The sequence below is a fragment of the Micrococcus luteus genome (assembly GCF_022664405.1).
Taxonomy (GTDB): Bacteria; Actinomycetota; Actinomycetes; order Actinomycetales; family Micrococcaceae; genus Micrococcus; species Micrococcus luteus.
This window is the reverse complement of record NZ_JAKRLB010000005.1, coordinates 107,187-130,791: the sequence shown is the minus strand read 5'-3', so window position 1 is coordinate 130,791 and position 23,605 is coordinate 107,187. Positions and strand designations below refer to the sequence as shown.

At 73.0% G+C, this 23,605-nt stretch carries 21 protein-coding genes; 10 read left to right on the top strand and 11 right to left on the bottom strand.

Annotation, left to right across the window (positions count from 1 at the left end; translation table 11 throughout):
• Positions 1–12: 12 nt before the first annotated feature.
• Complete coding sequence (locus tag MF605_RS03760; RefSeq protein WP_012751065.1) at positions 13–960, bottom strand: phosphoribosylaminoimidazolesuccinocarboxamide synthase; 948 nt, start codon at positions 958–960, stop codon at positions 13–15.
• Positions 957–2,246 carry a phosphoribosylamine--glycine ligase gene (gene purD, locus MF605_RS03755; RefSeq protein ID WP_134415838.1) on the bottom strand — a complete coding sequence of 430 codons (1,290 nt, stop codon included), beginning with the start codon at positions 2,244–2,246 and terminating at the stop codon, positions 957–959. The genes MF605_RS03760 and purD overlap by 4 nt, the downstream gene beginning before the upstream one ends.
• Before the next feature lie 62 nt (positions 2,247–2,308).
• Here purD and MF605_RS03750 point away from each other — a divergent pair, with 62 nt between their 5' ends.
• Positions 2,309–2,578, top strand: a complete 270-nt coding sequence (locus MF605_RS03750) for a hypothetical protein (protein WP_134415840.1) — start codon at positions 2,309–2,311, stop codon at positions 2,576–2,578.
• A 42-nt stretch (positions 2,579–2,620) separates the two neighbouring features.
• Here MF605_RS03750 and MF605_RS03745 read toward each other — a convergent pair whose 3' ends face one another.
• Complete coding sequence (locus tag MF605_RS03745; protein WP_036382254.1) at positions 2,621–3,250, bottom strand: response regulator; 630 nt, start codon at positions 3,248–3,250, stop codon at positions 2,621–2,623.
• Entirely contained in the window at positions 3,247–4,614 is a 1,368-nt protein-coding gene (locus MF605_RS03740; protein WP_052007001.1) for a sensor histidine kinase, read from the bottom strand. The genes MF605_RS03745 and MF605_RS03740 overlap by 4 nt, the downstream gene beginning before the upstream one ends.
• A 186-nt stretch (positions 4,615–4,800) precedes the next feature.
• Between MF605_RS03740 and MF605_RS03735 the strand changes: the two genes are divergently transcribed.
• Entirely contained in the window at positions 4,801–5,952 is a 1,152-nt protein-coding gene (locus MF605_RS03735) for an ABC transporter permease (RefSeq protein WP_134415842.1), read from the top strand.
• A gap of 80 nt (positions 5,953–6,032) precedes the next feature.
• Positions 6,033–6,791: an ABC transporter ATP-binding protein gene (locus tag MF605_RS03730; RefSeq protein ID WP_036382249.1), complete on the top strand. Its 759-nt coding sequence runs from the start codon at positions 6,033–6,035 to the stop codon at positions 6,789–6,791.
• A 20-nt stretch (positions 6,792–6,811) separates the two neighbouring features.
• On the opposite strand, the gene MF605_RS03725 is transcribed toward MF605_RS03730, so the two are convergent.
• Together MF605_RS03725 and MF605_RS03720 are read right to left on the bottom strand one after the other, a co-directional pair.
• A complete protein-coding gene (locus tag MF605_RS03725; RefSeq protein WP_052007000.1) occupies positions 6,812–9,178 on the bottom strand; it encodes a DUF262 domain-containing protein in 2,367 nt (788 codons plus the stop codon).
• Positions 9,175–10,893: a DUF262 domain-containing protein gene (locus MF605_RS03720; protein WP_134415844.1), complete on the bottom strand. Its 1,719-nt coding sequence runs from the start codon at positions 10,891–10,893 to the stop codon at positions 9,175–9,177. Before MF605_RS03720 ends, MF605_RS03725 begins: the two co-directional genes overlap by 4 nt.
• 122 nt (positions 10,894–11,015) lie before the next feature.
• Between MF605_RS03720 and MF605_RS03715 the strand changes: the two genes are divergently transcribed.
• The 5 genes from MF605_RS03715 (at position 11,016) to purM (ending at position 15,800) form a co-directional block, all read left to right on the top strand.
• A complete protein-coding gene (locus MF605_RS03715; protein ID WP_134415846.1) occupies positions 11,016–12,089 on the top strand; it encodes an asparaginase in 1,074 nt (357 codons plus the stop codon).
• Complete coding sequence (locus MF605_RS03710; protein ID WP_036382243.1) at positions 12,086–12,487, top strand: sterol carrier family protein; 402 nt, start codon at positions 12,086–12,088, stop codon at positions 12,485–12,487. The genes MF605_RS03715 and MF605_RS03710 overlap by 4 nt, the downstream gene beginning before the upstream one ends.
• 141 nt (positions 12,488–12,628) lie before the next feature.
• Positions 12,629–13,036 (top strand): hypothetical protein, encoded by a 408-nt coding sequence (locus MF605_RS03705; RefSeq protein ID WP_036382241.1) that lies wholly within the window; start codon positions 12,629–12,631, stop codon positions 13,034–13,036.
• Complete coding sequence (gene purF, locus MF605_RS03700; protein WP_036382238.1) at positions 13,033–14,646, top strand: amidophosphoribosyltransferase; 1,614 nt, start codon at positions 13,033–13,035, stop codon at positions 14,644–14,646. Before MF605_RS03705 ends, purF begins: the two co-directional genes overlap by 4 nt.
• Positions 14,643–15,800, top strand: coding sequence for a phosphoribosylformylglycinamidine cyclo-ligase (gene purM, locus MF605_RS03695; RefSeq protein ID WP_036382236.1), 1,158 nt, complete (start codon positions 14,643–14,645; stop codon positions 15,798–15,800). The genes purF and purM overlap by 4 nt, the downstream gene beginning before the upstream one ends.
• A gap of 67 nt (positions 15,801–15,867) precedes the next feature.
• On the opposite strand, the gene MF605_RS03690 is transcribed toward purM, so the two are convergent.
• From MF605_RS03690 to MF605_RS03680, 3 genes are all read right to left on the bottom strand, one after another.
• On the bottom strand, positions 15,868–16,857 hold the full coding sequence (locus MF605_RS03690) for a hypothetical protein (RefSeq protein ID WP_041103965.1): 990 nt from the start codon (positions 16,855–16,857) through the stop codon (positions 15,868–15,870).
• A 198-nt stretch (positions 16,858–17,055) separates the two neighbouring features.
• On the bottom strand, positions 17,056–18,000 hold the full coding sequence (locus MF605_RS03685; protein WP_036382232.1) for a Sir2 family NAD-dependent protein deacetylase: 945 nt from the start codon (positions 17,998–18,000) through the stop codon (positions 17,056–17,058).
• Complete coding sequence (locus tag MF605_RS03680; protein ID WP_036314242.1) at positions 17,997–18,203, bottom strand: DUF3073 domain-containing protein; 207 nt, start codon at positions 18,201–18,203, stop codon at positions 17,997–17,999. Before MF605_RS03680 ends, MF605_RS03685 begins: the two co-directional genes overlap by 4 nt.
• A gap of 85 nt (positions 18,204–18,288) precedes the next feature.
• On the opposite strand from MF605_RS03680, the gene MF605_RS03675 reads away from it, so the two are divergent.
• Positions 18,289–18,657, top strand: a complete 369-nt coding sequence (locus tag MF605_RS03675) for a M28 family peptidase (RefSeq protein WP_230259731.1) — start codon at positions 18,289–18,291, stop codon at positions 18,655–18,657.
• A gap of 127 nt (positions 18,658–18,784) precedes the next feature.
• On the opposite strand, the gene clpB is transcribed toward MF605_RS03675, so the two are convergent.
• Positions 18,785–21,379 (bottom strand): ATP-dependent chaperone ClpB, encoded by a 2,595-nt coding sequence (gene clpB / locus MF605_RS03670; protein WP_052006996.1) that lies wholly within the window; start codon positions 21,377–21,379, stop codon positions 18,785–18,787.
• 146 nt (positions 21,380–21,525) lie between these two features.
• On the opposite strand from clpB, the gene MF605_RS03665 reads away from it, so the two are divergent.
• Positions 21,526–22,707, top strand: coding sequence for a YihY/virulence factor BrkB family protein (locus tag MF605_RS03665; RefSeq protein ID WP_036382227.1), 1,182 nt, complete (start codon positions 21,526–21,528; stop codon positions 22,705–22,707).
• Between the two features lie 4 nt (positions 22,708–22,711).
• On the opposite strand, the gene MF605_RS03660 is transcribed toward MF605_RS03665, so the two are convergent.
• Complete coding sequence (locus MF605_RS03660) at positions 22,712–23,464, bottom strand: hypothetical protein (protein ID WP_228062970.1); 753 nt, start codon at positions 23,462–23,464, stop codon at positions 22,712–22,714.
• Positions 23,465–23,605: the final 141 nt, after the last annotated feature.

Genomic DNA, 23,605 nt, shown 5'->3' with positions numbered 1-23,605 from the left:
CGAAAGTCCGGGTCAGGCGTCGAAGGGGCGACCCGTCAGGCGCTCGTACGCCTCCACGTAGCGGTCGCGGGTCTTGGCCACGACGTCGGCGGGCAGCGCCGGCGGGGCCTCCCCGCTGGTCTTGTCCCAGCCGGAGTCGGGGCCCGTGAGCCAGTCGCGGACGAACTGCTTGTCGAAGCTCGCCTGGGTGCGGCCGGGCTCGTAGTCCTCGGCGTCCCAGAACCGGGAGGAGTCCGGGGTGAGGACCTCGTCGCCCAGCACCACCTGGCCGGTGGCCGGGTCCACGCCGAACTCGACCTTCGTGTCCGCCAGGATGATGCCCGCCTCGCGGGCGATCGCCTCGGCGCGCGCGTACAGGTCCAGGGTGAGGAACCGCAGGCGCTCGGCGGCCTCGGTGCCCACGCGCTCGACCATCTGCTCGAACGTGATGTTCTCGTCGTGCTCGCCGACCTCGGCCTTCGCGGACGGCGTGAAGATCGGCGGGTCGAGCCGCGAGCCGTCCACGAGACCGGCGGGCAGCGGCAGGCCGGCCACCGTGCCCGACGCGCGGTACTCGGCCAGGCCGGAGCCGGTCAGGTAGCCGCGGGCGATGCACTCCACGGGGAACATGTCCAGGCGCTTGACGATCATCGCCCGCCCGGCCACGGCTGCGGGCACGTCCGTGCTCACCACGTGGTGCTCGACCGGCTCGGCGTGGGCCCCGTTGTAGCCCTCGGCCAGCTTCTCGAACCACCACAGGGTCAGCCGGGTGAGGATGGCGCCCTTGTCCGGGATCGGCGGCTCCAGCACGTGGTCGTAGGCGCTGATCCGGTCGGAGGCCACCACGAGCAGCGTCGCGGACCGTCCCGGCTCGGCGTCGGCGGGCTCGTACAGGTCCCGCACCTTGCCCGAGTAGACGTGCCGCCAGCCCGGCAGCTCGAGGGCCTCGGCCCCCGTGAACCCCACGCGCTCACCGCTCACTTCGCTCCCTCCGACTCGGGCACGGTGATCTCGCCGCGCTCGGCCTTGAGTCCGATGTCCGTGCGCCACTGGGCGCCGTCGAACCGGATGCGCTCGACGCCCGCGTAGGCCCGCTGCCGCGCCTGGGCCAGGTCCGTCCCGCGCCCGACGACGGCCAGCACCCGGCCGCCCGCCGTCACCACGTCCTCACCGGACGCCGCGGTGCCGGCGTGGATCACGTGCACGCCCTCGAGGGCGGCCGCGTCGGCCAGCCCGGTGATCACGTCGCCCCGCGAGGAGGAGGCCGGGTAGCCGGCCGAGGCCATGACCACGTCCACGGCGACGTCGTCGCTCCACTCGAGCCGACGGTCCGCGCCGAGCCGGCCGGCCGCGGCGTCGGCGAGCAGCCCGCCCAGGGGCGTCTCGAGGCGGGCGAGCACGGCCTGGGTCTCGGGGTCGCCGAAGCGCACGTTGAACTCGATGACCTCCACGCCCTTGGCGGTCACGGCCAGGCCGCAGAACAGCACGCCGGTGAACGGGGTGCCGCGGCGGGCCATCTCGGCGAGCACGGGGCGGGCCACGCGGTCCATGACCTCGTCCGTGAAGCCCTCGGGCAGCCACGGCAGCGGCGTGTACGCGCCCATGCCGCCGGTGTTGGGGCCGGCGTCGCCGTCGTGGATGCGCTTGAAGTCCTGGGCGGGGGTGAGGGCGACGGCGTCCTCGCCGTCGCAGATCACGAAGAGGGAGACCTCGGGGCCGTCCAGGAAGTCCTCGATCACCACGGTGCCGCCGGCGGCGAAGCAGGCCTCGGCGTGGGCGAGGGCCTCGGCGCGGTCGGAGGTGACCACGACGCCCTTGCCCGCAGCCAGACCGTCGTCCTTGACGACGTGCGGGGCGCCGAACTCGTCGAGGGCGGCGGCGGCCTCCGCGGCGGTGGTGCACACGCGGGAGCCGGCGGTGGGCACGCCCGCGGCGGCCATGACCTCCTTGGCGAAGGCCTTGGACGCCTCGAGCTGCGCGGCCGCCTGCGAGGGGCCGAACACGGCGAACCCGGCCTCGCGCAGGGCGTCGGAGACGCCGGCGGCAAGCGGGGCCTCGGGACCGACGACGACGAGGTCGGCCCCCAGCTCGCTCGCGAGCTCCACGACGGCGGCCGGGTCGGTGGCCTCGACGGCGTGGAGGGTGGCGAGGTCGGCCATGCCGGCGTTGCCGGGCGCCGCGTGGAGGGCGCTGACCTGCGGATCACGGGAGAGGGCGGTGAGCAGCGCGTGTTCGCGGCCGCCGTTGCCGAGCACAAGGGTCTTCACGAGCCTCAAGCCTACGCGGTGGCCCTGGCCCGGCCCGGCCCGTGGCCCCTACGGTGGAGCGCATGACGATGCCTCCCCTCCACCACGGTCAGCCCGGCGACGACGGTGACCCCCGTGACCCCCGCCACCGGCCCGGTGCGGGGCTGGGAACCGGGCTGCGAACGGTCTGGACGTTCGTCGGCGTGATGTTCACGTGCGCCCTGATCGTCTTCTGGACGCTGCGGGGGTTCGGTGTCCAGCGCGGCGACCTCAGCCTGCCCGCCGCGCTCGGCGTGCTGGCGCTGGCCGCCGTCGCCGCGGCGGTGATCACCCGGTACGTGCGGCGCCGCTGAGCAGGACCGGGTCCGCGGGGGCCGGCCGCCCCGGCCTGCGCGTCAGCGGATGATGCGCCGTCGCCGGGCCTCGTCGATGGCGCGGGTGCGGTTGTCCACGCCGAGCTTCTGGAAGATGTGCACCAGGTGCGTCTTCACAGTGGCCTCGGAGATGAACAGCTCCTTCGCGGCCACCTTGTTCGTGGCGCCCCGCGCGATCAGCTCGAGCAGCTCGATCTCCCGCTCGGACAGCACCTCGGAGCCGCCGGACATGCGCCCCATCAGCGTGGCCGCGACCTGCGGGGCCAGCGCCTTGCGTCCCGCCGCCGCCTGCCGCACCGCCGAGGCGATCTCCTCGCTCGGGGCGTCCTTGAGCAGGTAGCCGGCGGCGCCCGCGTTCACGGCCGCGAGGATGTCCGCCTCCGTGTCGAAGGTCGTCAGGATCAGCACCTGCACCCCCGGCCACCGCTCCCGCACCGCGCGGGTGGCGGTCACGCCGTCCATGCCCGCGCCCATCTGCAGGTCCATCAGCACCACGTCCACCGCGGGCTCGCCCGCCTCCAGGACGCCGATCGCCTCCGCCCCGTCGGCGGCCTCGGCCACCACGCTCAGGTCCGGGTGTGCCTCGACAACGGCCCGCACCCCCGCCCGCACCACGGGGTGGTCGTCCACCAGCATCACGCGCACGCTCATGCGGTCTCCTCGCTCTCGGTCTGCTCGGGATCCGCGCCCCGGCCGGCCCCGGCGGCGACCAGCGGCACCCGCAGCGCCACCACGGTGCCCTCGCCGGGGGCCGACTCGACGGTGGCCTCGCCGCCCACCGCAGCGAGACGCTCGCGCACGCTCGCCAGTCCCACGCCGGTCCCCGCCCCCGAGTCGGCGCCGGCGGCTCCGGCCCGGGTGCGGGCCGCGACGACGGCCGGGTCGAACCCCGCGCCGTCGTCGGCCACGTCCACCGTCAGCTCGTCCCCGAGGTAGCCCAGCGTGACGCGGGCGCGATGGGCGCCCGCGTGGGCGCCGACGTTTGCCAGGGATGCCTGCACGGCCCGCAGCACGGCGGTCTCCACGGCCTCGGCGACCGCGACCGGCTCGCCCACGACCTCGACGTCCGCGGCCACGGGCGTCCCGGCGGCGGCCTGCCGGTCGACGAACCCGGCGACCGCGCGCTCGAGCGCCTCCACGAGGGACGGCGCCCCGGTGCCGCGCAGGTCGCGGACGAACCGGCGGGACTCGGCGAGGTTCTCGGCAGCCGTGGCGCGCACGGTCTCCATGCGCTGCCGGGCGAGGGCGGGGTCGGCGGCGTCGAGCGCGTCCTGGGCCGCGCGCGAGACCAGCACGATCGAGGCCAGCCCCTGGGTGAGGGTGTCGTGGATCTCGCGGGCGAGCCGCTCCCGCTCGGCGCTCACCCCCGCCCGATGCTCGGTGCGCGCGAGCTCGGCCTGCGCGGCGCGCAGCTGCTCGGCCACGGCGCGCTGGCGTTCGGACTCGGCGTGCAGGGCGCGGTACGCCTCGGAGAGCACCACGGCCACGGCGGCGCCCACCAGCGGACCGATCACGGCCGGCACCCGCACGCCGCCGGCGCCCGCCGCCATCCCGGCCACCACGACGGCGGCCATCGCCACCACCAGGGCGGGCCCGACCACGTGGCGCACCCACGCCTGCCGGGTCACCCGGTCGACCACGTGCAGGACGACGAAGAAGAGGGGGAAGGCGACCCACGCGAAGTCGCCGTGGTGGGCCACGAGCAGGCCCCACAGCAGCAGCACCAGGGCCAGCCAGGCGACCGCCGGACCGCGGCCGACGTCGTCGCCCCGGGTCCACCGGCGCCGCTCCAGCACGGTCCCGGCCAGGTAGACGCCCGCCAGCGCGGCGGTCAGCAGCACCAGGGTGGTGGCCGGGAACGGACCGGACGCGTCCGGGGACCGGTCCGCGAGCGCGCGCGCCAGCCCCACGGTGAGCAGCGCGGCGAACGTGACGTGCAGGGCCACGCGCAGGCCGGCGAGCACGGCGGTGGTGCCGGTCTCGGTGGGCGCGGCGGTGCGGGGGGCGGCGGACATGGCTCCACCCTAGGGCGCGCCCCGGACGCGACAACGGCCCGCGGCCCCGGGGCCGCGCCGGTGCGCCGCCGGGATCAACCATTCGGTTGACCGGGTCCAGCCACCGCGGACGATGTGGCGACCCCTGCCCGCGCGAGACCGTGGAGGCAACCTCAGGACAGGCCTCGTCAGGAAAGGACGCGCCCCGTGTTCCTCGCACTCCGCGACCTCCGCTTCGCCACCGGACGGTTCGCCCTCATGGGCTCCGTGGTGGCCCTCATCAGCCTGCTGCTCGTCATGCTCTCCGGCCTCACGGCCGGTCTGGGCGGGCAGAACACCGCCGCGATCGACCGCCTCGGCGAGCAGGGCGTGCAGCGTCTGGTCTTCGGCGGCGCGGCGGGCCAGGAGCCCACCGCGTCGTTCACCCAGTCCGAGTTCTCCGTGGCCCAGCGCGACGCGTGGGCGGCCACGGACGGCGTGGCCTCCGTCGAGCCGCTCGGGGTGAGCCAGGGCCGGGCCATCGGCCTCGAGCACCCCGTGGACACGGACCCGCACGGCCGCGCAGACGTGTCCGGCGAGCCCACCACCGGCGTGGCCACCACCGCGTTCATCGGTCTCACCCCGGGCGGCTCCGACGCGCCGACCGGCGTCGAGCCCGGGGAGATCGTGCTCAGCCAGGACGTGGCCGACTCCCTCCACGCGCAGGCGGGTGACGCCGTCGCGGTCTCCGGCTTCGTGTACACCGTGGCCGACGTCGTGCCGACCGAGTACTACTCCCACTCCCCCGTGACGTGGTTGGCGCTCGAGGACTGGAACGCCATCTCGCACACCGCCGACGACGCGGTGCTCGGCACCGCCGGCCTGGTGCGCTTCGACGCCGGCGCCGACGTCGACGCCGTGGCCGCCGCCGGTGACGACGCCGCGGGCACCGTCGCCGAGACCGTGAAGGGCTCCTACGCCGCCCTGCCCAGCTACCGGTCCGAGAACGGCTCCCTGATGACCATGCAGGGCTTCCTGTACGGCATCTCGGCGCTCGTGGTGATCGCGTTCCTGTCCATCTGGACGGTGCAGCGCACCCGCGACATCGCGGTGCTCAAGGCCCTCGGCGGCTCGAACGGCTGGGTGCTGAAGGACTCGCTCGCGCAGGCCGCGTTCGTGCTCGTCGGGGGCGTAGCCGTGGGCACCGGGCTGGCCGCCGTGGTCGGCGCGTTCGCGGGGCGGGCCGTCCCGTTCGAGCTCTCGTGGGCCACCACCGCGGTGCCCGCCGCCGGGGTCCTCGTGCTCGGCATGCTCGCCGCCGTCATCGCGGTCTACCGCGTCACCCGGATCGACCCGCTGGTCGCCCTCGGCGGCAACTGACCGCCTCCGACGACGGCGCCGCCCGACGCCGTCGTCCTCCTCGGCTCCGCCTCGCCCCCGCTTGGAGAAAGGACCTCCCCATGACCACCCTCACCGCCCCGCAGGCCGACCTCGACGCCCTCCGCACCCCGGCCGCCGCGGCCGACGCCACCCCCGCGCTGTCCGTGCGCGACCTCGTGCTGGAGTACCCGGACGGCGAGCGCGGCGTGCTGCGTGCCCTGGACGAGGTGAGCCTGGACCTGCTCCCCGGCACGTTCACCGCGATGGTCGGCCCGTCCGGCTCCGGCAAGTCCTCCCTGCTGGCGGTGGCCGCGGGCCTCGTGACGCCCACCTCCGGCAGCGTGTCCGTGGCTGGCCGCGAGATGGCCGGACTGTCCCGGAAGGAGCGCACCGCGCTGCGCGGCCAGGAGATCGGCACGATCTTCCAGCAGCCCAACCTCATCCCGTCCCTGACCGCCGCCGAGCAGCTCGAGCTGACCGTGCACCTGGACCGCGACGCCACCCGCGCGGACCGCAAGGCCGCCAGGGCGCGGGCCCTGGAGCTGCTCGAGCGCGTCGACCTGGCCGACCAGGCCGGCAAGCGCCCGCACCAGCTCTCGGGCGGCCAGCGGCAGCGCGTGAACATCGTGCGCGCGCTCATGGCCTCGCCAACGCTGCTGCTCGTGGACGAGCCCACCTCCGCCCTGGACCGCGAGCGTTCGGCCGCCGTCGTGGACCTGCTGGGCACGCTGACCCGCGAGGAGCAGGTGGCGACGCTCATGGTCACACACGACCACGAGTTCCTCTCCGCCACGGACCGCACCCTGACCATGGTGGACGGGCGGCTCTCCGCGGAGTGAGCCGCTGAAGGAGAATGCTGTCAGTCACCGCCCATGGCCGAGAGGCGGGAGATCACGTCAACGATGAGGGCGACGCGGTCCACCGAGTCCACGACTCGACCTCCTGGCAGGACCTGGAAGGGCACAGGGACACCCAGGGCTCCCTCGTCCGGGGCGGGGTTCTCCCCTCGTCTGGTGAGCGGCCGCTGGAGCTGGACGACGGACTCCGGCCTGAGCCGGGACGGCTCGTCCAAATCAATCTGGAGCCCTGCGTCCCGGACCCGGATTCGGCCGGCTCCGGGAACCTCCAGCCACCTGGGGCCCGACGCATAGCCTGTGAACCACGGTTCACCCTCCGGGAAGGGCCAGTCCGGGACCGAGGCCAGCGCAGCGCTGAGGTATGCGTCGCGATAGTTGCTGTTGAGCTGAGTACGCCTCAGGGCGCAGACTTGATACTCGCTGCCGTCCTCGAGCTCGAACAGGCCGGACTCGCCCCTTCGCATCGCGGGATAGCGCGCCAGATAGTCATGGAGTCGCAGTCGGCCGTCGGCCACAGCCCGCTCCCACCTGGCCTCGGCAACGGACATGAGTCTCTTCCCGATGTCGTGGCCGTCGGCCGCGTCGATCTCGTCGAGGACCTCCCCCATGGCCTCACGCAGGTTCGCACTGTCGTCCCGCGATGCATATTGGAACAGTTCGCGCCACACTGCGGCCCGCCCCTGAGCGGAGGTCCCGCCTCGACGGCGTGATCCGCGGCGCCACTGGTCCATCGTCTCGAAGCCGACGGCCAAGAGAGCACCGTGGAATTCTTCGACGGCATCGGGATCGAAGCATCGAATGAACGCCTCGGCACGCCGCGGAAGGGTGCTCGGGTCCAGGTCGAACGCCGTAAGTGATCCACGGAGGAGCGGATGGTTCTCAAGCCGCACCACGGTCGGCTCGATGTGAGGGCACTCCCTGAGCAGACGCCGTTTCGCCAGCTCGTCCTGCCGGTCCGCATCCCATCCGAGCATCGTGGCTTCGGACAGGTCGCCGGAGCGGACGAACTCCTCCACCTCTCGGAGGAGCTGAGGGAACTCCTCGGCACGGTTCTCTCGCTGGCCCAGCAGGTTCCGTAGGACTCGTATGCGGTCCGGGAATGACCCGGTCTTCTCCCCCCGGTGTACGAGGACTGCGTGGAGCATGAGCGTGTCCGCGATGGACACCGCCCGATCACCTCGGGCTCGGGTCTCCCAGCTTCGATAGCGGCGACAGACCGTGTGGAAGAGGTCCTCGTCGCCGTCTGTCACGAAGAGTCTGACGCGGTCGTCGACGTCGTCCGATGTCGTGAACATCCGCCTGAAGAAGGAGCCGGGGTCCTCATCCGACCAGGTGTCGAAGAGGTGGAAGAGGTACTCACGGTGCCGTTCCGCATCAGGACTGTCGACCAGGACCTGACGCAGGCGGTCGTCCAGCCGTGTGCCGACGGCGGCGGTCTCGCGGCCCGTCGGGTATCCGCTCACGGCGTCACGCCAACGGCAGATGTCATGGACGAACTCGAGGAGCCGGACGAACTCGTCGTCGATCAGCTCGTCGTCGCCCCGGTAGACCCACAGGAGGTCGCTCCAGGCCCCATCGGACTTGTCGGCGAACTCCCCCGCCCGACCGGACGGCTCGAGCATCCGTTGAAGGACGGCCTTGACGTTCTCGAACTCCGTGAGCGGCTTCCCCCGTGAGTTCATCTTGATGTACAACTCATCGCCCTGCAGATCGCCGAGTTCATGGCCCGCGTCCCCTTCTCTCCCGATCTGGAGGAGCCGGAACGAGACAGCGGGAGAGTCCCGCCGGGCCAGGCGTCGCCAGACGTCCGCGGCAGGCAGCCCCAGCAGCCGGGCCTCGATCTCCTCGAGGACCACGAGCATCGACTGGACGGTGGCGTCGTGACGCCAGGCATGGAGATGCCAGGGCTGGTCCTCGATCCACTGTCGAAGTCCCGGGCCCCCTCCCCATTCGAGGTCGGCTCCGTGCCGGGCGATTCGATGCGTGAACATGCGAGCCGAGTCGCGGGTGTCATAGCCGAAGTCCGCCCACGCAGACTCCTGTGTCAATTCGCCGACGCGGACGGCCGCCACCCAGTGCAGGAGGAACAGGGCCGTCAGCCGTTGTTGACCGTCGAGAGGGGACAGGACGCCGTCACGGACCGAGCCGTAGACGAAATCCAGCGAGACGGGGCCCGTCAGACCGGTCGCTGCGCCACAGACCGAATCGAGGAAGTCCTGACGGATCCGTGTCGCCACGGGGTCCCGCCGCCCCTGCGCGTAATCGCGCTGGATCTGAGGGATGACGACGGCCCGGAGGCCGGCACCCCCATCGGTGACAGCGTCGAAGAGGGCCAGGTAGCTCAGGGGCGCGGTGGCGGGATGGGTCATGAGGCCTCCTCCGCGAGATACGGGCGCAACGTGGTCCGGATGGTCGCGAGGTACTCTTGGCGGTCGTTCGGACCCCACAGGTGGGGCCTCGCGTCAGAGCTGTACGCCTTCAGGAAGACGTTCCGAGTCGCGGGCGGGATGAACGCGCCTTCCCGCTCGAGGGTGAGCAGGCGATGGCGCTTGACGCCGAAGAGCGCATTGCTCAAGGCGCTGTTCGCGGACTGGCTGAGCAGTGCGAGGTTCTCGAGCGTGTGGACGTCGGTCGCGCCCAAGAGCTCCACCACTCGGTCCTCCAGCTGTTCGAACTCGCGTCTGCGGAGTTCCGCGCTGTCCAGGGCGACACCGATGTCTCCCACCAGCCTGGCGGCGGCCGCGTGGCCCAACTCGTCTCGACGGCGCGCGACTTCCTCGGCGTGCTCGAGAAGCCATTGGCGCCACTGCTCCTGTCGGACCAGCCCCTCGGCGTTCTGCGCGTCGATGTGCTCCACCGACCAGGCCGTCCTGGCATGGGCGGCGAACGGGTAACGCGCCGTCTCGTCCGCCGCACGCCGCACGGTCTCGATGTTGAAGAGCAACAGCACCCGCTCCACCGAGGTGCCCCTACCGCCGTATTTGAGATCCGCCAGCCCGTCCGTCGTCACACCGATGCGTTGCCTGATCATCGCCTCGACGAGGCGTCGCACCTCAGATCGAGGGCGTCCTGCCATGGACGCGACCAGCTCGGCGAGGGAGGTTCCCGTCGTCGTCAGGAACCCGATCTGGTGGTAGAAGTCGCGGTCCTCGAACCAGTCGACAACTCGACTGTGAAGATCCAGGACCTCATCCCAGAATCCGTCAGGTGTCGCCGCGATGCGGTGCCGCAATCGCTCGAACGTCGTGAACCGGGCGGTCACCGGGTCCGCATCGTCGGTCACGGCACTGTCCATGACTGCCATTGCGTCCAGCAGCAATTCGAGGTGCGCCGCCTGGGTCGGACGCCCACCGCTCACGAAGGCCCAGCGCGCTGGGTCCCGGAGATCGACTTCAATCGCGTCCCACTGTCGAGCCGCCACCGCCGCCCGACCGCCGGCTGGGGAAGACGCCGTCGTCTCGTCCATTCCCCGGAGCCCGGTCAGGACCGCCGCCTTCACGAGCTCCGCACTGGTCAGCGGTATCCGACCCATGTTGAGTCGACGGAAGAGCTCCAGGGCGTCCTCTTCTGGGGGGATCTCGTACCAGATCACCTTCACCCGCTCGCCCAGACGCTGATAGACGTCGATGGCGCTGAGCAACGGGTTCGGCCGGTTCTCGAACCATTTCCTGATCGCCTGCTCGGCCCGAGCCATGTGGAAGAAGTCGATGTTCCGGCCTGCCTCTGTCAGCGCAGGGTCCCGAAGGAACTCTGCGCTCCCGGGACGTGTCTCATAGGAGAGGGTGTAGGGCACGTCGTCCGCCGCGGGGAGGAACTTCCGGGCGATGTGCTGCAGCAGAAGGAAGAGCGTCGTCAGCCGTTGCTGACCGTCGACGACCTCGAAACGATCGTCCTCACTCCGTCGGACGACGATGGGCTGGAGGTAGTAGGCCGGCCCGTCGAAACCGCTGACGTCGAACAGGAGTTGGTTCACTTCGACCTCCGTCCACCGGTAGCCGCGCTGATAGGCCGGGATCGTGAATGCGCCCGAAATCTGTGTGATGGTGCGCGACTCGAACACGACGCCGGGAGGGGTGAGAGCCATAGGGCGAGGCTACCGTCGCCTCCTCTCACCCTCCACGCGACCAGCCCCCGCGACCCCCGATGACAAGACCGCGCCGGCCCCGGACGCCCGGCGCGTCCGGGGTCCTCGCTACCCTGGACGGCATGACCCACGCCACCGTCGCCCCCGCGGGTGAGACCTTCGCCCTGTCCGACGCCGTCGAGCTCGTGGAGACCGTCCGCAACGGCTTCGTCGAGTCCCGGACGGCGGGCGCCGCCGTCGTGACCGGCCCCGACGGGCGGGTGCTGGCCGGGCTCGGCCCCGCGGACGCGCTGATCTACCCGCGCTCCACGCTGAAGCCGTTCCAGGCCGTCGCGTCGCTGCGCCACGGGGCGGCGCTGGAGGGCGAGGCCCTGTCCATCGCGTGCGGCTCGCACCGGGGCACGCTCCGGCACCAGGCGCTGGCCGAGCGCATGCTCGCGGACGCAGGCCTCGACGCGTCCGCCCTGCGGTGCCCGCCGGCCTGGCCCGCGGACACCTCCGAGGTCGTGGCGCAGGTCCGCCGCGACGGCGAGTCCGCCGCCGCCACCCCGCTGGCCTTCAACTGCTCCGGCAAGCACGCCGGCTTCCTCGCGGCCTGCGCGGCGTCCGGGCACGACGTCGCCACGTACCTCGACCCGGCGCACCCGCTGCAGCGGGAGGTGGACGCGGTGATCGCCGAGTACTGCGGGGGGCCGGTGGCCCACACCGGTGTGGACGGCTGCGGCGCCCCGGCCGCCGTCGTCTCGCTGGCGGGCCTGGCCCGCGGCATCGGGCGTGTCGCCGCGGCGCCCGGCCGCGCCGACGCGGATCCGCATGCGGCCGCTATCGCCACGGCGATGCTCGAGCACCCGTGGGCCGTCCACGGGGAGACGAGCTCCAACACCGTGGTGATGCGCGAGCTCGGCCTGCTCGCCAAGGCGGGCGCGGACGGCGTCCTCGTCATGGCCGCGCCGGACGGCACGGCCGTGGCCGTCAAGGCGCTCGACGGCGGCACGCGGGCCGGCGACCTGGTCGCGCTCGCGCTGCTGGCCCGGTTCGCCCCGGACCACGTGGACCGGGCGACGCTGCCGGGCGTGCTGGCCGCCGTCGTGCCCCCGGTGCTCGGCCGGGATGAGCCGGTCGGCGAGATCCGCCTGGCCGCGCCGGTGCGGGACCTCGTGGGGGGCGTCCTGCCGGCCTTCGAGGCGCGGGCGTGACCACCGGCTCCGTCCCGCGCCGCCGGGTGCCTGTCGTCGAGGGCCACGCGGCGCTGCTGGCGTGGGCACGCGCCCACGCGCAGGACCCCGCGGCGGCCGCCGCGCTGCCGCGCCCCACGCGGGCCATGGCGGTGCGCTTCGCGCTCGAGGAGCTGGCGACCCGCGTGCCCGGGAACTCGGTGGAGGTGCGCGTGCCGCCCTTCGGCGTCGCCCAGTGCCTCCCCGGGCCCCGGCACACCCGGGGCACCCCGCCCAACGTGGTGGAGATGGACGCCGTGACATGGCTGTCCCTGGCGACGGGGCTGACGACCTGGGAGGATGCGACGGCGTCCGGGGGCGTGCGCGCCTCGGGCGTGCGGGCCGACCTCGGCGCGCACCTGCCGCTCGTGCGGCCGTGAGCGAGGGGTGTCCGGCAGTCCTCTCGGCGGCACCGACCGTTCGAACGGCGGCACCGTTCTTCGTCGCGGTATGCCGCTGTGCCGATCCCGCCGCGGGCACGCGCGACTGGCCCCAGCGGCCGACTCGATAGACTGGCGCGCATGACCTCCGCCCCCGAGCCGACCCCCGATCAGCGCGCCTACACCGTCCGTCGCGCCCCCCGGCTGACCGCGGTGCTTGCGGTGGCGCTCGCGCTCGGCCTGCTGATCGCCCTCGTGATCACCACCGCGGTCCATGCCTCCCCCACCCCGCCCGCGGACCCGTACTCCGGCATCCCGCTCTCCTTCTCGGAGACGTTCGGCTTCGCGGCCCTGCTGAGCATGCTGGGCACCGGCGTGCTCGGACTGGTCGTGTGGCTGCTGCTGGACCGCCGCTCCCGGTCGACCGCGCGCACCGTGGTCCTCGAGCGCACCGACGACCCGGCCATGGCGGACGTCCGCCTGGACCGCGTGGACGCGGGCACCCCGCCCGCCCGCACCACGCCCACCGAAAGGACCCCCGAGCAGTGATCGCACCGCGCACCCGACGAGGCGACGGCCGCCTGACCGCCGCCCTCGACCCCCAGGACCAGGGGCCGCAGGACGAATGCGGCGTGTTCGGCGTGTGGGCGCCGGGCGAGGAGGTCGCGAAGCTGGCCTATTACGGCCTCTACGCGCTCCAGCACCGCGGCCAGGAGTCCGCGGGCATCGCCGTCTCGGACGGCGGGCGCATCGCCGTCTACAAGGACATCGGCCTGGTCTCCCAGGTGTTCGACGAGGCCACGCTCACCGCGCTGAGCGGCCACATCGCCGTCGGCCACTGCCGCTACTCCACCACCGGCGTGAACAAGTGGGCCAACGCCCAGCCCACCCTGGGCGCCACCGCCGACGACGGCACGGTCGCCCTGGCGCACAACGGCAACCTCGTGAACTCCGCCGAGCTGCTGCGCATGGTGCACGCCGAGGAGGGCCGCCACACCCACGGTGAGATGAAGCAGGGCAACACCACGGACACCGCCCTGGTCACGGCCCTGTTGCACGGCGCCCCCGGGCACCGCCTCGAGGAGACCGCCCTCGAGCTGCTGCCGAAGATCCGCGGCGCCTACTGCTTCGTGTTCATGGACGAGCGCACCCTCTACGCCGCCCGCGACCCGCAGGGCGTGCGCCCGCTCGTGCTCGGCCGCCTCGAGCGCGGCTGGGTGGTGGCCTCCGAGCAGTCGGCCCTTGCCACCGTCGGCGCCTCGTTCATCCGGGAGGTCGAGCCCGGTGAGATGATCGCGATCGACGACGAGGGCATCCGCTCCACCCGCTTCGCCGAGTCGAAGCCGGCCGGCTGCGTGTTCGAGTACGTCTACCTCGCCCGGCCGGACGCCACGATCGCCGGGCGCTCCGTGTACGAGTCCCGCGTGGAGATGGGCCGCCGCCTCGCGCTCGAGCAGCCGGTCGAGGCCGACGTCGTGATCCCCGTGCCCGAGTCCGGCACGCCCGCCGCCGTGGGCTACGCGGACGCCTCGGGCCTGCCGTTCCGCCAGGGCTTCGTGAAGAACGCCTACGTGGGCCGCACCTTCATCCAGCCGTCCCAGACGCTGCGCCAGCTCGGCATCCGCCTCAAGCTCAACGTCCAGTCCACCGTGGTGGCCGGCAAGCGCGTCGTGGTGGTGGACGACTCGATCGTGCGCGGCAACACCCAGCGCGCCGTCGTGCGGATGCTCAGAGAGGCCGGCGCCGCCGAGGTGCACGTGAAGATCTCCTCCCCTCCCGTGAAGTGGCCCTGCTTCTACGGCATCGACTTCGCCACCCGCGCCGAACTCATCGCCAACGGCGCCGCGGTGGACCAGATCGCCGCGTCCATCGGCGCCGACTCGCTGGCCTACATCAGCGAGGAGGGCATGATCGAGGCCACCGGGCAGCCGCGCGAGCGCCTGTGCACCGCCTGCTTCACCGGCGACTACCCGATCCCACTGGCCGACGAGGGCGAACGCGGCAAGGGCCTGCTGGAGCCGGTCGCCGTGTCGCCCGCGTCCACCGTGATGCTGGACGAGGACGGCGAGACCACCACCGTGACCGCCACGGGCTGCGAGCCCGGCCCGGACGCCGACGACGAGAAGCTGCTCACCGAGACGGACAGGATCCCGCTGTGACCCCGAACCAGACCCCCTCCTCCGCCGCCCCGATCACCTACGCCTCGGCCGGCGTCGACGTGGAGGCCGGCGACCGCGCCGTCGAGCTGATGAAGGACGCCGTGAAGGCCACCCACACCCCCGAGGTCATGGGCGGCATCGGCGGCTTCGCCGGCATGTGGGACGCCTCCGCGCTGCTGCAGTACCGCAAGCCGCTGCTGACCACGTCCACGGACGGCGTCGGCACGAAGGTGGCGATCGCGCAGGCGATGGACAAGCACGACACCATCGGCCAGGACCTCGTGGGCATGGTCGTGGACGACATCGTGGTGGTCGGCGCCCAGCCCCTGTTCATGACCGACTACATCGCATGCGGCAGGGTCGTGCCCGAGCGCATCGCGGACATCGTGCGCGGCGTGGCCGAGGGCTGCCGCCTGGCCGACACCGCGCTCGTGGGCGGCGAGACCGCCGAGCACCCGGGCCTGCTGGCCGCGGACGAGTACGACGTGGCGGGCGCGGCCACCGGCGTGGTCGAGGCGGACATGGTCCTGGGCGCGGAGCGGGTGCAGTCCGGCGACGTCGTGATCGGCATGGCCTCCTCCGGCATCCACTCGAACGGCTACTCGCTCGTGCGCCGCGTGGTGAACACCGCGGGCTGGTCCCTCGACCGCGAGGTCACCGAGCTCGGCCGCACCCTCGGCGAGGAGCTGCTCGAGCCGACCCGCATCTACTCCCGCGCCTGCCTCGACCTGGTGCAGCGCCTCAACGGCCACGACGGCGGCTCGGACCTGCCGGTGCGCGCGTTCAGCCACGTGACCGGCGGCGGCCTGGCCGCGAACCTGGCGCGCGTGCTCCCGCAGGGCCTCATGGCGACCGTCGAGCGCGACACCTGGTCCCTGCCGCCCGTGTTCCGTCTGGTGGGCGAGCTCGGCCGCGTCCCGCAGTCCGACCTCGAGCGCACCCTCAACCTCGGCGTGGGCATGGTGGCCGTGGTGGACCCGGAGGTGGCCGCGAAGTCGACCTCCGTGCTCGTGGACGCCGGCATCGACGCGTGGGAGATGGGCACCATCGGCGCCCTCACCGACGACGCGGCGGCCGCAGGCCTGGACTTCGTGCAGGGCGCCAAGGGCGTCGACGGCGGCGCCGTGCTGATGCGCGGCCAGTACGCCGCCTGACCCCCACGGGGCGTTTTCGTTCGGGAAACGGCGGCCTCCGGAGCGTTTTCGTTTGGGAAACGGCGGTTCACGACGCGAAGATCCGCCCGCCGAGCCGGGCCCGGTGCGCCTGCACCTCGGCGACGACGCGCCGGAAGTCGTCCCGCGCGTCGTCCACCGTGGCCCAGACCTGCGTCCAGCCCGCGCGCGCCCACCCCTCGTCCCTCCACGCGTCCACGGCGAGCTGCGCCGGGTCGAGGTGGTGGCCGCCGTCGTAGTGGACCAGCAAGCGCCACTGCCGCCACCCCAGATCCGCGTCCGGCGACCGGGCCCGGCCCGGGTGCAGCACCAGCTGGAGCTCCGGCTCGGGCAGGCCGGCGTGGAGCAGGGCCAGTCGCAGGGCTGTCTCCTGCGGGGAGTCCGCGCCCACCCGCACCAGCTCGAGGGCGGCACGGGCGGTGCGCACTCCCTTGAACCGCCCGGCACGCAGGAGCGCGGACCGCAGGGCCGCCGTCGTGGTCCGTGGTGAGCGGCGCCCCTCCGGCGACCAGGGCCGGTGGACGAGGGCGTCCCCGGCCACCACGACGGGCTCGAGCATGCCTGGACGGAGCAGTGCGGCCAGATCCGCCCAGGATCGCTCCAGGCTCGTCAGGCGGATCCCGTGAAGGACGGTGACGTCCGCGGCCGGGACGAGGCGGGCATGCGAGGTGATCTCCGGTCGGACGCTCGCCCCGCGCGGGTGCGGCCGTGACACGTGCACCGTGCCGTCCTCCGCCAGGAACGGCGGCAGCGGCACGCGGTGCAGGAGCAGCGCCGTGAGGTGGGAGGCCACTCCCCCGCTCGCCTCCACGATCGCGGCCGTCTCCTCCGGCGCGAAGGGAGCGGGGGCCTCGGCGTAGCCGAGCTCCGCCCACGAGCCGAGGTGGTCAGACCGGAGCCGATGGACCCCATGCGTCACGCGCCGCACATCACCGCCGCGGACCAGTCGCTCCGAGACCCCGGCCGCGCGCAGGTCGCCACGGGTGAACGGCCGGCCGGTCTCGACGATGTCCGACAAAGGCTGAGATGACGTGGCCATGCCCGTGACGATGGCTCAACCCGGCCGACCCCGCCCGCTCAGGAGCACCCACCGTGGACGACGACGTCGGCGGCGCCACCTGTGCAGGAGTCGTGCGTGGCCCCGGGCCACCCGGTGTCCACACCCCCGGCGCCCGCCATTTCCCGAACGAAAGCACCCCGGCGCCCGCCGTTTCCCGAACGAAAACGCCGGCGGGGGTCAGAGGCGGGCGTCGAGCCAGGCCAGCGCGTCGGCGACCGGGGCGCGCCAGCGCCAGCGGGCCTTGGGGTCGGCGCGGGTGGGGCCGAGGTTGATCAGCCCCGTCGCATGCCCGGCCCGCTCGGCCCGCAGCACGAACCGGTAGCCGCTCATCACGGCCAGCGAGGTGCCGACGGCGAGCACCGTGCCGCCGTCGTCGGCCATCGCCTCCGCGGCCGCGCGTCGCGCCGCGGGCACGGACTCGCCGAAGTACACGACGTCCGGCTTGAGCTTCACGGACCCGCACACCCGGCAGCCGACCATCGTGAACTCATCCACCCAGTGCTGGTCGAGGGAGACGTCCCCGTCGGGGTTCACGGCGTCCGGGTCGATCGCCACGCGCTCGAGGTAACCCGGATTGGCGGCCTCGAGCCGCAGGTCCAGGTCACGGCGGGATTCGGTGGCCCCGCAGTTCAGGCAGGCCACGCGCGCCAGGTCCCCGTGGAGCTCGATCAGCCGGTCCTCCGCCATGCCCGCCGCGCGTCCAGCCTCGGCGTGCAGCCCGTCCACGTTCTGGGTCAGGACGCCGGCGATGCGCCCCTCGTCCGCCCAGCGCGCGAGGATGCGGTGCGCCTCGTTCGGCCGGGCCTGGTCCATGCGACGCCAGCCCACGAACGAGCGCGCCCAGTAGCGGTGGCGGGCGGCCGGGTCGTCCCGGAACTCCTGGTACGTCATCGGCCGGTGGCGGTGCAGGGACCCGTTCGGCCCCCGGTAGTCCGGGATGCCGGAGTCCGTGGACACGCCGGCCCCGGTGATCACGAGCGGGCGGGACTCCTCCATCAGACGCAGCAGACCCCGAGACGCCGTCTCGGGGTCCTGCAGCGGTGCTGTCTCATCCACCACCCTGGCGATCGACCGCAGGGCGGCCTGATGCCCGTCCAGGGCCGGATGCCGTGCGGGCGTCATCGCGCCCGCGCGTCGTCGTCCTCGTCCTCCGCGTAGAGGTCCGCGTACGGATCCTCGTACTCGGGCTCCTGGTCCTGCTCCGGGCCGCGCGTGCGTCCGCCCGTGAGCTCTCGCTCCAGTGCCGAGAGGTCTGTTCCGGGAGAGAAGTACTTCATCTCCCGTGCCTGCTTCGTGGCCTTCGCCTTCTGACGGCCGCGCCCCATGAGCGTGACCCCCTTCGCATCTCTCGCCGCCTCGGATCTGTGGCGCACAGGGGCCCGCCGAGGTCTTCACTGGTCAATACGGTTCGTGCGGACAAGGATACATGACCCGCTGGACGGCCTGTGGACGACGACGGCCGGCCCGGTCCGGCGGGGCGTGCAGTGGCGCCGGGTGCGGCGCGGGTCGATCGGTGCTGAGTCCCTGCTCGGCGCACAGCTCGACCGCGACGGCCACGCGCACCAGCCCGAGGGCAGCAACGGCCGCTCGGACTACGCGCCGTTCGTGGACGCGGGCATCGCCTCGACGGGCCTGCTCTCGATCCGCGACGACAACTACCACACGCCCCAGGACGACATCGACAACGTCTCCATCACCACGCTGACCCACACGGCCCGCGCGGTGGCGAACCTGATCGGCACCCTCCAGCAGGACGCCGACGCCCTCGGCACCCGCTGACCCGAGCGGCTCCGTCCGTCTCACAGATGCCGTCGGGGGCGGTTTCGGGTGGTATCCAGGCCGGATACCACCCGAAACCGCCCCGACGTGCCAGAGGGAGGAGGAACACGGCCCGTCGGTCCCGGCGTCAGCCCTTCCGGGCCACGGTGAGGCCGTTCTCGCCCTCGGCGCGGTCCACGACGACGGTGTCCCCCTCCGTGATCTCGCCGGCCAGCAGGGCGCGGGCCAGCTGGTCGCCGATCTCGCGCTGCACCAGGCGGCGCAGCGGGCGGGCGCCGTAGGCCGGGTCGAACCCGGTCTCGGCGAGCCACGCCTTGGCGGCGTCGGACACCTCGAGGGTGAGGCGGCGGTCCGTCAGGCGCGCCTGCAGGGAGGCGACCTGCAGGTCCACGATCCGCGTCAGCTCGGCCACGGTGAGCGCGTCGAACAGCACGATCTCGTCCAGGCGGTTGAGGAACTCGGGCTTGAACGCCCCGCGCACCACGGACATCACGGACTCGCGCTTGGCGGCCTCATCCAGGGTCGGGTCCACGAGGAACTGCGAGCCCAGGTTCGAGGTGAGGATCAGGATCACGTTGCGGAAGTCCACGGTGCGGCCCTGGCCGTCGGTGAGGCGGCCGTCGTCGAGCACCTGGAGCAGGATGTCGAAGACCTCGGGATGGGCCTTCTCCACCTCGTCCAGCAGCACCACCGAGTACGGCCGGCGCCGCACGGCCTCCGTGAGCTGGCCGCCCTCGTCGTAGCCGACGTAGCCCGGAGGGGCGCCGACCAGGCGGGAGACGGAGTGCTTCTCCGCGTACTCGGACATGTCGATCCGCACCATGGCGCGCTCGTCGTCGAAGAGGAACTCCGCGAGCGCCTTGGCGAGCTCGGTCTTGCCCACGCCCGTGGGGCCCAGGAACAGGAACGAGCCGGTGGGCCGATTCGGGTCCGCGATGCCGGCCCGCGAGCGGCGCACCGCGTCCGCGACGGCGACGACGGCGTCCCGCTGCCCGATCAGCCGCTCGCCGAGGTGCTCCTCCATGGTGAGCAGCTTCTCGGACTCGGCGGTGAGCATGCGACCCGCGGGGATGCCGGTCCACGCGGAGACCACTTCGGCGATGTCGTCCGCCGTGACCTCCTCGGAGACCATCGGCTCGGTGGCCGAGCGGTCGGCCTCGCGGGCGGCGCGGTCCGCCTCCTCGAGCTGCTTCTCCAGCGCGGGGATCTCGCCGTACAGCAGGCGGGAGGCCTCGGCGAGGTCGCCGTCGCGCTGGGCCTTCTCGGCCAGCGAGCGCAGCTCGTCCACCTTGGCGCGCAGGTCACCGGCCTCGTTCAGGGTGGCCTTCTCCGCGTCCCAGCGGGCGGTGAGGGCGGTGAGCTCCTCCTCGCGGTCCGCCTTCTCGGCACGCAGGGCCTCGAGCCGCTCGACGGATGCCGGGTCCGTCTCGCCCTCGAGGGCGAGCTCCTCCATGGTCAGGCGGTCCACCTGGCGGCGCAGGACGTCGATCTCCTCGGGGGCGGAGTCGATCTCCATGCGCAGGCGCGAGGCGGCCTCGTCCACGAGGTCGATGGCCTTGTCGGGCAGCTGGCGGCCGGTGATGTACCGGTCGGACAGCGCGGCCGCGGCCACGAGCGCGGAGTCGGCGATGGCCACCTTGTGGTGGGCCTCGTAGCGCTCCTTGAGCCCGCGCAGGATGGCGATCGTGTCGTCCACGCTGGGCTCGCCCACGTAGACCTGCTGGAAGCGGCGCTCCAGGGCGGGGTCCTTCTCGATGTTCTCGCGGTACTCGTCCAGGGTGGTCGCGCCGATCAGGCGCAGCTCGCCGCGGGCCAGCATGGGCTTGAGCATGTTGCCCGCGTCCATGGCGCCCTCGGACGCGCCCGCGCCCACGACGGTGTGGATCTCGTCGATGAACGTGACGACCTGACCCTCGGCGGCCTTGATCTCCTCGAGGACGGCCTTCAGGCGCTCCTCGAACTCGCCGCGGTACTTGGCGCCGGCGACCATGGCGCCCAGGTCCAGGCTGATCAGCGTCTTGCCGCGCAGGGACTCGGGGACGTCCCCGGCCACCATCCGCTGGGCCAGGCCCTCGACGACGGCGGTCTTGCCGACGCCGGGCTCGCCGATGAGCACGGGGTTGTTCTTGGTGCGGCGCGAGAGCACCTGGACCACGCGGCGGATCTCGGCGTCGCGGCCGATCACCGGGTCGAGCTTGCCGGAGCGGGCGAGCTCGGTGAGGTCCGTGCCGTACTTCTCCAGGGACTGGAAGGTGTTCTCCGGGTCCTGAGTGGTGACGCGGGAGTCGCCGCGCACCTGGGTCAGGGCGGCGGCGAGCGCCTCGAGGCTCGCCCCGTTCGAGCGCAGTGCCTCACCGGCCTCGCCGGAGTCCGCTGCCACGCCGAGCAGCAGGTGCTCGGTGGAGACGAACTCGTCCGAGCGCTGCTCGGCCTGGGTGCGCGCGTTCTGCACGACCTGCAGGGCGGCGCGCGAGAACTGGGGCTGGGCCACCGTGCTGCCCTGGGTGGAGGGCAGGCGTCGGATGGCCGAGGAGGCCGCCGTGGAGACGGCGTCGGGGTCGGCCCCGGCGGCCTTGAGGACGGCCACGGCGACGGACTCCCGCTGGTCCATCAGGGCCTTCAGCAGGTGGGCCGGCTCGACCTGGGGGTTGCCGGCGGTGGAGGCGTTCATGGCCGCGGCCGAGAGCGCCTCCTGGCTCTTGGTGGTGAACTTGGCATCCATGGGCTACTGGCTCCTTCTCTCCCGTGTCCCGGGGTGTCGGACAACCGTCGACCGCGGGCCGTTCCCGCCGCAGACGAAGTTGAGTCTATATAGCTCAACCCTCCACGCACCAGGGCTATTCCCCCTCGCGCCGGTACGTTGGTGCCATGGCCGGCTCCCGAGCGGCGCCCCGGCGCCTCCGCACGTACACCCGACCGCGGGTGTCCCTGCTGTACGTCCTGCGCCGCACCCTGCACCGGCTCCTCGAGCTGCAGGTCTGGGACGTGGCCGCCGCCATGACCTTCTTCGGGGCGCTGTCCCTGCTGCCCACCGTGGTCGCCCTGCTCTCCGTGGTCTCGCTGCTGGGCGTCGAGGAGGAGACCGTGGACGCCGCGGCGCACCTGGCCGCCGAGATCTGGCCGTCGCTGACGCCCGACGTCGTCCGCGAGTGGATCCTGACCCTCGGCTCGGCCGGGCCCGGCACCGGCGCCGTCGTCCTGGGGGCCGTCGGCACCGTGGTGTCCGCCTCGGGCGCCGTCGCCGCGTTCCACCGGGCCATGCACCGCATCCACGACACCCGCGAGGGCCGGCCCTTCCTCCACTTCCGCCTCGTGGTCTTCGTCGAGACCCTCGCCCTCATGCTCGGCGCCGTGCTGATCACGATCCTGGTGGTCGTCGGCGGGGACCTCTCCCAGCGCCTCGGCCAGGCCGTCGGCCTGCCGGAGGAGACGGTCCAGACGTGGAACGTGGTGAAGTGGCCGGTCATCCTCGTGGTGATCGCCCTGATCGTGACCCTCGCCTACCGCCTGGGTCCCAACGTCCGGCAGCCCCGCTACCGCCCGCTCTCGCTCGGCGCCGTGGCCGTGGTGGTCCTGCTCTTCGGCGCCACCGTGGCCCTGGGCTGGATCACGGACCGGTTCGGCCAGTTCGCCGTGGTCGGGCGGATCAACTCCGCGATCGGCGTGCTCGCCCTCGCGTGGGTGGCGTGCATCGTGCTGTTGGCCGGGGCCGCCTTCGACGCGGAGGTGCTGCGTGCCCGCCAGCTGGCCGTCGGCATCGACGCCTCCGTCGAGATCCAGCTGGCGACGCGGCACACCGCGGTGCTCGAGGACTCCGAACGGTACGAGGCCCGCAACCGCCGCCTGGCCCGGCTCGTAGCCGACGCCGTGCGCGCCGGCGAGGACCTCACGATCGAGGCCACACCCCTGCTCTCCGAGGAGGGGCGCCTCCTCGCGGTCGAGTCGGGACGGCGAGGCCCGGAGGACGTCAGCTCGGGCAGCCCGTTCCACGCGGACCCGGTGTCCGACGACGGCGCCCGCCTCGAGCCGACGCCCCGGCCCGACGACTGAGAGGTCAGCGCTCCCGCTTCTCGAACGCCTCGACCTGGGCACGCAGCGTCTCGGCCGCGATCTCCTCGTCGAGGCCCACCATGCCGAGGTACACGAGCTCGTCCCCGTCCGTGACGCCGCCGACGGTCATGGTGAACACGGCCGTGTCCATGCCCGAGTTCCCCAGGGCGATGTGGACCGCGTCCGGCACGCCGGGCACCTTCGTGAAGGCCGCCTCGACGCCGTCCGGGTCGCCGAACGTGCCGCACGTGTCGGCCAGCTCGCCGAAGGGCGCCAGCAGATCGGTGCCGTCGTCGGTGACCGCGACCATGCCGAACGCCCCGGCCTGGGAGCCGGCCAGGCCGGTGACGGCGTCCGGGTCCACCTCGTACTGGGCCAGCGCACCGCCGAGCCCGGGCGCCTGCTGCGTGTTGATCTGCTCGATGAGGTCCGCGCAGGCGCCCGTGGGGGTGACGCCCGTCAGGCTCAGGCTGGTGCTGATCGGCTCCCCGCCGCCGCCGGCCTGGGTCTCCATGTCCGTGAACACGCCGTCGGGCGCGGTCTCGGGGGTGAGCAGGACGTCCTCGAGCGCCTCCACGCGCTCCTCCTGCTCGGCCGTGAGGCCCGAGCCGGCCCCCGTCGGGGCGGACTCGGACGCGTCGGCCGAGGAGGACGAGGCCTCGCCGCCTCCCCCACCGCAGCCGACGAGCGCGAGGGCGCCCACGGCGAGCAGGGACAGGGGGGCAGCGGGGCGAGCGGGGGCGGCGGTGCGGAGCATGAGAGACCTCTCAGACCGGGTGACGACGATGTGACCAGCCTGACAATCTCCACAGCGCAAGGCCAGTCTTCGTCTGCCGAGGCGGGCCGCGGCAGGGCCACCGGTCGATCGGCTCGCTCCGCGGGGACGAGTCGTCTCCCG